At 37.1% G+C, this 7,884-nt stretch carries 6 protein-coding genes and 1 pseudogene; 2 read left to right on the top strand and 5 right to left on the bottom strand.

The features are described from left to right. Positions 1 to 358: 358 nt before the first annotated feature. Positions 359 to 562 (top strand): hypothetical protein, encoded by a 204-nt coding sequence (locus tag AC1DJR_RS13740; RefSeq protein ID WP_000559981.1) that lies wholly within the window; start codon positions 359 to 361, stop codon positions 560 to 562. A gap of 30 nt (positions 563 to 592) precedes the next feature. Here AC1DJR_RS13740 and AC1DJR_RS13735 read toward each other — a convergent pair whose 3' ends face one another. Further along, positions 593 to 2,239 carry a peptide ABC transporter substrate-binding protein gene (locus AC1DJR_RS13735; RefSeq protein WP_002140829.1) on the bottom strand — a complete coding sequence of 549 codons (1,647 nt, stop codon included), beginning with the start codon at positions 2,237 to 2,239 and terminating at the stop codon, positions 593 to 595. A gap of 354 nt (positions 2,240 to 2,593) precedes the next feature. Between AC1DJR_RS13735 and AC1DJR_RS13730 the strand changes: the two genes are divergently transcribed. Next, positions 2,594 to 4,039, top strand: coding sequence for an MATE family efflux transporter (locus tag AC1DJR_RS13730; RefSeq protein WP_477002824.1), 1,446 nt, complete (start codon positions 2,594 to 2,596; stop codon positions 4,037 to 4,039). A 191-nt stretch (positions 4,040 to 4,230) separates the two neighbouring features. On the opposite strand, the gene AC1DJR_RS13725 is transcribed toward AC1DJR_RS13730, so the two are convergent. The 4 genes and pseudogenes from AC1DJR_RS13725 to AC1DJR_RS13710 all read right to left on the bottom strand — a co-directional run. Continuing rightward, on the bottom strand, positions 4,231 to 5,166 hold the full coding sequence (locus AC1DJR_RS13725; RefSeq protein WP_002086978.1) for an ABC transporter ATP-binding protein: 936 nt from the start codon (positions 5,164 to 5,166) through the stop codon (positions 4,231 to 4,233). Then, positions 5,159 to 6,202, bottom strand: a complete 1,044-nt coding sequence (locus tag AC1DJR_RS13720) for an ABC transporter ATP-binding protein (RefSeq protein ID WP_002011337.1) — start codon at positions 6,200 to 6,202, stop codon at positions 5,159 to 5,161. The genes AC1DJR_RS13725 and AC1DJR_RS13720 overlap by 8 nt, the downstream gene beginning before the upstream one ends. A gap of 18 nt (positions 6,203 to 6,220) precedes the next feature. Then, a pseudogene (locus tag AC1DJR_RS13715) lies at positions 6,221 to 7,050 on the bottom strand (ABC transporter permease). Next, on the bottom strand, positions 7,047 to 7,884 hold an 838-nt coding region (locus AC1DJR_RS13710), incomplete at its 5' end, for an ABC transporter permease (protein WP_477002823.1). The gene AC1DJR_RS13710 and the pseudogene AC1DJR_RS13715, both read right to left, overlap by 4 nt.

Here is a 7,884-nt window from a genome sequence, read left to right as displayed (position 1 = left end):
GTGTACTCCACTGCTATGCAACATGATTATACTCAGTAAAACTGTCCTTTAACAACGGTCTTCAACCCTTTTGATACTTACTTTCTACAATAATCTTCACTTGATATACAATTACAGTTTCATAATCTTCCCCATTAAAAAGAGAGCGTTTTCTTACCTTTTCCCAACAAAACAATTGAGAAATGTAAGACTCTAAAGGTTAGAAACGAAAAGGAACATTTGTTCTTATTTTAACAAATCTCCCCGCTCATGTCTATATGCTTTCTAAAGCAAATTGAATATTTTTCTGACATTTCTTTCTTTTTTACCATTTATCTCATACAATAAAAATACAGACAGACAAAGGGGGAATTTGCATATGATCGCTTTTTTTACTGATTTTATCATTGTTGCTACCCTCATCATCGGAATAACAGCATTGATTGGTGTCATTACAAATAGCATCGGTGAAAAACTCTTTGGTGGGAAAGAAAAAATGAAGTTTGTTAACAAAAGTTTAGATGTACAATCTGGCTGGAACCAAGTTGGCGGAAAAGGCATTTATAAAAAACGTACGTACTAAAAAAAGCAGGTAATTACCTGCTTTTTTTTGTTATTTTCCTACTGATGCCCATTTGAAGCTTACTTCGCCACCATACTTATGGTTGTACATATCTTTAATTGTTTCTCTTTGTAAATATGCTCTACCACGTTGATATACYGGAACAATCGCAGCGTCATCAAGTARCATTTTTTCTGCTTCAAGTAAGTTTTTCCARCGAGCATTTACRTCGCTTCCATCTTTYTTCGCTTTCATAATAATCTCATCGTACTTCGGATTAGAATACTTCATTTTATTTTGTGCCCCATCAGTTACGAACATATCAAGATATGTAACTGGATCTGGGAAGTCTGCACTCCATCCAGAGAATGACATTACAAAGTCGCCCGCATCTTCTAATTTTAGTTTTTGCGCGAATGGTTGTTGTTTAATTTTCACTGTTAAACCTGGTAAATTCTTTTCTAACTCACCTTTTAAATATTCACCAGTTTTCTTCGATAATTCAACGTCTTCATTTAATAGCTCTAATTCAATTTCGTTTTTACCAAGCTCTTTTTTACCAGCTTCCCAATACTTTTTCGCTTCTTTTACATTTGGTTTTACAATATCTCCATTTTCAACACGGAAATCTTTTTTATCCGGTCCTTTAATGAAATTGTCAGGAATTAATCCCGTCGCTGGCTTAGAACCGTTATTTAATAATGTATCAACGAATGGTTTACGGTCAAAACCAAGAGAAATTGCTTTACGAATATTTTTATTTGCTAAAGCTGGGTCTTTTTGATTTAAGCGAAGGAAGAATACAGATGTATCTTCTACCGTTTTGAAATCTGGTTTTCCTTTATATTTATCGATGAACTCTGCTAATAACGTCGCTCGATCGACTGCGTTTGTTTCATATAAATTAATTGGCGTAGACGTATCTTTTACAATATTAAAGTTTACTTCCTCAAGYTTCACTTCTTTATTGTCCCAATATGATGAGCTCTTTGTCATTTTGAAGCTACGTTCATGTTGCCAATCACTTAATGTAAATGGTCCGTTATAAAGTGTTGTATTTGCTTCTAAACCAAACTTCGTCCCTTGCTCTTTCACATACTTTTCATTAACAGGATAGAAGATCGGATAGACCATTAAATCAACAAGATATGGAATAGAATTATCTAATTCTACTTCTAGTGTATGATCATCAATCGCTTTTACACCTAATTGGTCTGGACTCATCTCTTTTTTATTAATTTTCTCAGCATTTTTTATATCGTACATAATGTAAGCCGATTTCGCAGCTGTATCTGGATTAATTGCTCTTTGCCATGCATACACGAAATCTTTCGCCGTTACAGGTTCACCATTTGACCATTTTGCATCTTCACGTAATTTAAATGTATACTTTTTACCGTCTTCTGACTTTTGGAATTCCTTCGCTACACCTGGAACTAATTTATCGTCTTTCCCAAGGCGGTATAGGCCTTCCATCGTATTGTTCATTACTTTTGAAGAAACTGCATCAGCTGATAACGCTGGGTCCATCGTTGGAATTTCTTGTGTTTCAATTAAGTTAATAACTTGCTTCGCACCGCTTTTCCCGCTATCCCCTTTTGCGTTCGCTTGCGGTTCATCTTTTTGGTAGCCACATGCCCCTAAAATCATGCTCATTGCTACTGTTGATGCTACAAAAACTGGTATCTTTTTTTTCATACTTCCACCCTCCAAAAAAAATGTTAGCCCTTTCATTTTCAAACAGAAAGAAATATATATATGTTCTAATAATTCATATTATACACACAAATATATTCTTTGTATATTTATATTTCTATTTTATTAAAATTTYCTGTTAACACTWYGTGYATTTGTAAACGTTTCAYACTGCGTTTTTATTGAAYTAAAGTGTTAAAAATGAMGATTTTTAYACTYTTCTAAAYTATCAGAGAAAAACAAATTTTATATTCTATAATATCTTACGCATAATTATTCCTCCTTTTYYGTCATAAAATGAAGGTTTATTCATATTGAAAATATGTAGRCTAAAATAAGTGCAAAGGATATGAAAGTGTGTTACGATACACTTTGCTAAAAATAGATATCGGTAAAGAGGGGACGGACATGACAGCAATTCGCTCAAAAAACGGGCCAACAGAGAAATTAAGTTTATTCTTATTAACATGGCCTATTTTTCTAGAAGTTTTTCTTTTTATGCTGATGGGGATCGCTGATACTTTCATGTTAAGTGCATTATCAGACGATGCTGTATCTGGGGTTGGTGCAGCRAATCAATACCTTCATATCGCGATTTTAGTACTAGAAGTCATCGGGAATGGTGCAGCTATTGTTGTATCCCAATACCTCGGTTCTAAACGCTTTATGGAAGCATCAAAAATATCAGCATTAGCCGTCACATTAAATTTAGTGGTCGGACTCATTATAAGCGCTGGTTTTCTTTTATTTTCAAAACATATGATGAYGGCAATGAATTTACAAGGCGATGTACTAACGTATGCACAAAGCTATCTATCCATCGTCGGAGGAGCTATTTTCCTTCAAGCTATTATTAACTCATTAGCCGCAATTATCCGCGTTCACGGCTTTACAAAGCAAGCGATGTTTGTTTCGCTTGGAATGAATATTATTCATATCGTCGGAAACTACGTACTTATTTTCGGGAAATTCGGTTTCCCTGAACTTGGTGTGCAAGGGGCCGCGATTTCTTCCGCTGTCAGCCGGTTAATCGCACTTATCATTTTCTTCTGGTTACTGTACCGCGTTATGGAATACCGTGTGAAATTACAATATTACTTCACTTTATCAAAAGAATATGTTGGCAAAATTTTGAAGATTGGCATTCCATCTGCATTCGAACAAATCATGTATCAAGCTTGTCAAATTGTCTTCTTATATTACGCAACATACTTAGGTACGGAATCGTTAGCTGCAAGACAATACGCTACTAACATTTCCATGTTCACTTATTTATTCGCCATTGCTATCGGTATGGGAACAGCTATTATCGTTGGACGCCTAGTTGGCGGAAATGAAAAGGATGAAGCTTACACACGCGTATGGAAAAGTGTACAATGGGCGATTGGTGTAACTTTATTTATGGTCATGCTCGTTGTTACATTCCGCACACAATTAATGGGACTATTTACGGATAATCCTCATATTATCGCTCTAGGGGCAAGCGTTCTTTTACTAAGTGTACTACTTGAAACAGGACGGACGATGAACATCGTCATCATTAATTCACTTCGTGCAGCTGGCGATGCAAAATACCCTGTTTTAATCGGCGCATTCTCCATGGTGTTAATGAGCTTACCACTCGGTTACTTTTTCGCCTTCCATTTAGACATGGGGCTCGTTGGTATTTGGCTAGCGATTGCTATCGATGAATGGACGCGAGCAATTATTATGTTCTTCCGCTGGAGAAGTAGATCGTGGGAAAATTATGCACTTGTTAAACCAAATGAGCAAGATGAGAGTGTTTCTGTTCAAGCGCAGTAAAATAAAAGTGTTTCTAAATGAAGAAAAAGGCGGCTGGATTTCAGTCGCCTTTTCTTCATTCTTGGAAACTCTTAATTTGCTGTCTTTAAACMGAAAAAGAACTTGGATAAAATCTCTTTATACTAAATTAAGTTTAATTAGTATAAAAAAATAGAGCCATCCTTCTTTAATAGAAGAATGGCTCTACTTTATTATTGATAGATTTCTTTATATTTCTTATACTCTGCTTCAGAACATAATACAAAATGTCCTGGGCGAATTTCACGCATTGTTGGTGCTTCCTCACCATATTGATGTTGAGATGGATCGTATACGATACGTTTACGATTGCGCTCATAATCTGGATCTGGAAGCGGAATTGCAGATAGTAGTGATTTTGTATATGGATGCATTGGATTCGCATATAACTCTTCACTTGTTGTCAACTCAACGATTTGACCACGGTACATTACACCAATGCGATCACTAATGTATTTTACCATTGATAAATCATGGGCGATGAATAAGTATGTTAAACCTTTTTCTCTTTGTAACTGTTTCAGTAAGTTTACAACTTGCGCCTGAATCGATACGTCAAGTGCTGAGATTGGTTCATCAGCAATGATAAATTCAGGTTCTACAGCTAGCGCACGAGCGATACCGATACGTTGACGTTGTCCGCCTGAGAATTCATGCGGGAAACGGTTTGCGTGCTCTTTATTTAAACCAACTGTATTTAATAATTCATGAACACGGTCCATACGCTCTTTTTTGCCTTTTGCTAGTCCGTGAATATCAATACCTTCTGCGATAATATCCCCTACTGTCATACGAGGATTTAATGATGCATATGGATCTTGGAAAATCATTTGCATTTTACGGTTGAACTTCTTCAGCTCTGCACGTGATTTTTTACCATGTACATTTTCACCATCGAACAACACTTCACCAGCAGTTGCATCATATAAACGAATAATCGTTCTTCCAGTTGTCGATTTACCACAACCTGATTCTCCTACAAGACCAAATGTTTCTCCGCGGTAAATATCAAATGAAATATCATTAACCGCTTTGACAACACCACCACTCACGTCGAAGTGCTGCTTTACATTTTTTACTTCAATTAATTTCTCACGTTGTTTAGTCATGTTGTTCACCTGCTTTCATTTGAAGAATGCGTTTTTCAACGACTGCCGGTGGTTTTACTTCTGGAGCTTGCTCGTGAAGTAACCAAGTTGCCGCATAGTGTGTATCACTTACTTTAAATAAAGGTGGGTCCATTTCAAAATCAATTTTTAATGCCTGCGGGTTACGTGGTGCAAAAGCATCACCCTTTGGCGGTTTTAATAAGTCTGGAGGCGTTCCTGGAATCGCATATAGCTCGTCCTCTGCACCATCTAAGCTTGGCATAGATGCGATTAAACCCCATGTGTATGGATGTTTTGGATTGTAGAAAATTTCATCAACAGTTCCAATTTCAACAACTTTACCAGCGTACATAACCGCAACTCGGTCTGCAACGTTTGCCACTACACCTAAGTCATGCGTAATGAAAATGATTGCTGCTTCTGTTTTTTGCTGAATGTCCTTCATAAGTTCTAAAATTTGCGCCTGAATTGTAACGTCTAGCGCTGTTGTCGGCTCATCGGCAATTAATAATTTCGGATTACAAGCTAACGCCATCGCAATAACTACACGTTGTCTCATACCACCTGAGAATTGGTGAGGATATTGTTTTAAGCGTGCTTCTGGATTCGGAATACCTACAAGGTCGATTAATTCTAAAGCAACTTTACGTGCATCTGCTTTACTCATCCCTTGGTGYTTAATAAGRCCTTCCATAATYTGATTWCCAATWGTCATCGTTGGATTTAATGATGTCATTGGATCTTGGAAAATCATCGCAATATCTTTACCGCGTACTTGCTGCATTTCTTTTTCTGTTAGTTTCGTTAAGTCACGACCTTCAAATACGATTTCACCGTTTTTAATACGTCCTGGAGGATTCGGAATTAATCCCATTAACGCTTTAGAAGTAACTGATTTACCAGAACCAGATTCTCCTACAATCGCTAATGTCTCTCCTTTTTTCAAATCAAAAGTAACACCGCGTACAGCTTGTACTTCACCTGCATGTGTATCAAAGGAGACTTGCAAATCTTTTACCTCTAGCAATGTTTTCATTTTTACTTCTCCCCTCTTTTACTTACGCATTTTTGGATCTAACGCGTCGCGTAATCCGTCTGCAATTAAGTTGAATGCTAAGATTAACATACTGATGACAACCGCTGGGATGAACATCATATGTGGATACGTTTGAATTGATTTATAACCATCATTTACAAGAGAACCAAGTGATGCGAATGGTGGCTGAATACCTAGTCCGATGAAGCTTAAGAATGCTTCACCAAATACCGCTGTTGGAATTGTAAACATTGTCATTATCCCATAATGATTACCATTAAAATAACGATGATTAAGTATGGAATACCGTTAATGATCTCCATAATACGTTGCATAATATTATCTACTCTGCCGCCATAGAAGGCTGAAATACCTCCATATGCAACCCCAATTACTAAGTCAATCGCTGCTGCTAAAAGAGCGATATATAATGATACTCGTGTACCTTCCCATGTTCTTGTCCATAAATCACGGCCAAGATCATCTGTACCAAACCAGAAGTACTCTTTAATATCACGTTTTTCATATTGGTCAACACCATATTGATCTGTACCGTCAAATGGTAGCCAATGAACATTTTCAATCACTGGAATTTTCGGTGGCATTTTCGCACGACCTAAATCCTGCTCTTTATAAGAATGCTTACTTACCATCGGTCCTAAAATTGCTAGTAGTACAATAAGCATTAATAATACGAAACCAAACATTGCACCTTTATGTTGGAACAAACGTCTTCTTACATCTTGCCAAAACGTTAAGCTTGGACGGGCAATGACTTCATTATCAACATTACTCTGATTGGCTGGTTGAAATAAATCTGGAGATAATTTTTGTACATCTTTCATCATTTTTTCCCTCCCGCTAAACGAATACGAGGATCAATAATTCCGTATAAAATATCGACAATGAAAATAACTAAGATGAAGATCGCACTATAGAAAATTGTAGTTCCCATAATAACTGTATAGTCATTYACTGTAATCGATTTAACGAATTGTTCCCCAAGTCCAGGTACAGCGTAAATTTGCTCAATAACTAGTGTCCCTGTAATTAATCCTGCAACCATTGGTCCTAAAATTGTTACAACTGGAATTAATGCGTTACGCAGTGCGTGCTTGATAATGATAACGCCTTGGCTAATTCCTTTCGCTTTCGCTGTTAAAATGTAGTCTGCTTGCATAACCTCAATTAACTCTGCACGAGCGAAACGTGCGATTGTTGCGATAACTGCCATCGATAAGGCAATTGTAGGCATTACTGTAAACTCCGGTCCTTTCCAGAATGCTACTGGGAACCAACCAAGTTTTACCCCTACGAAATATTGTAGTAATGCGGCGAATACGAATGAGGGTACCGACATCCCGAGTACGGAAATAATTGTCGCCCCATAATCGACCCACGTATTGTTACGAAGCGCCGCAACGATTCCTAAAATTAAACCGATAAATGTTCCTAATATAATCGCTTGTAAACCAAGTTGTGCTGATGGTCCAATACGATCCACAATCATATCTGTTACTGGGCGGTTATCATATTGGAATGATACCCCTAAATCACCTTTTGCTAAGTTACCTAAGTAACGCGCATATTGAACTGGTACCGGATCATTTAAACCATATTTTTCAAGAATGATTTCTTTTTGTGCCGGTGATAGTTTCTCCTGGTTTTTAAGCGGAGAACCC

This window comes from Bacillus sp. 05T31 (assembly GCF_056396725.1).
The sequence above is the reverse complement of the archived record's forward strand: the minus strand, read 5'-3'. Positions and strand labels throughout refer to the sequence as shown.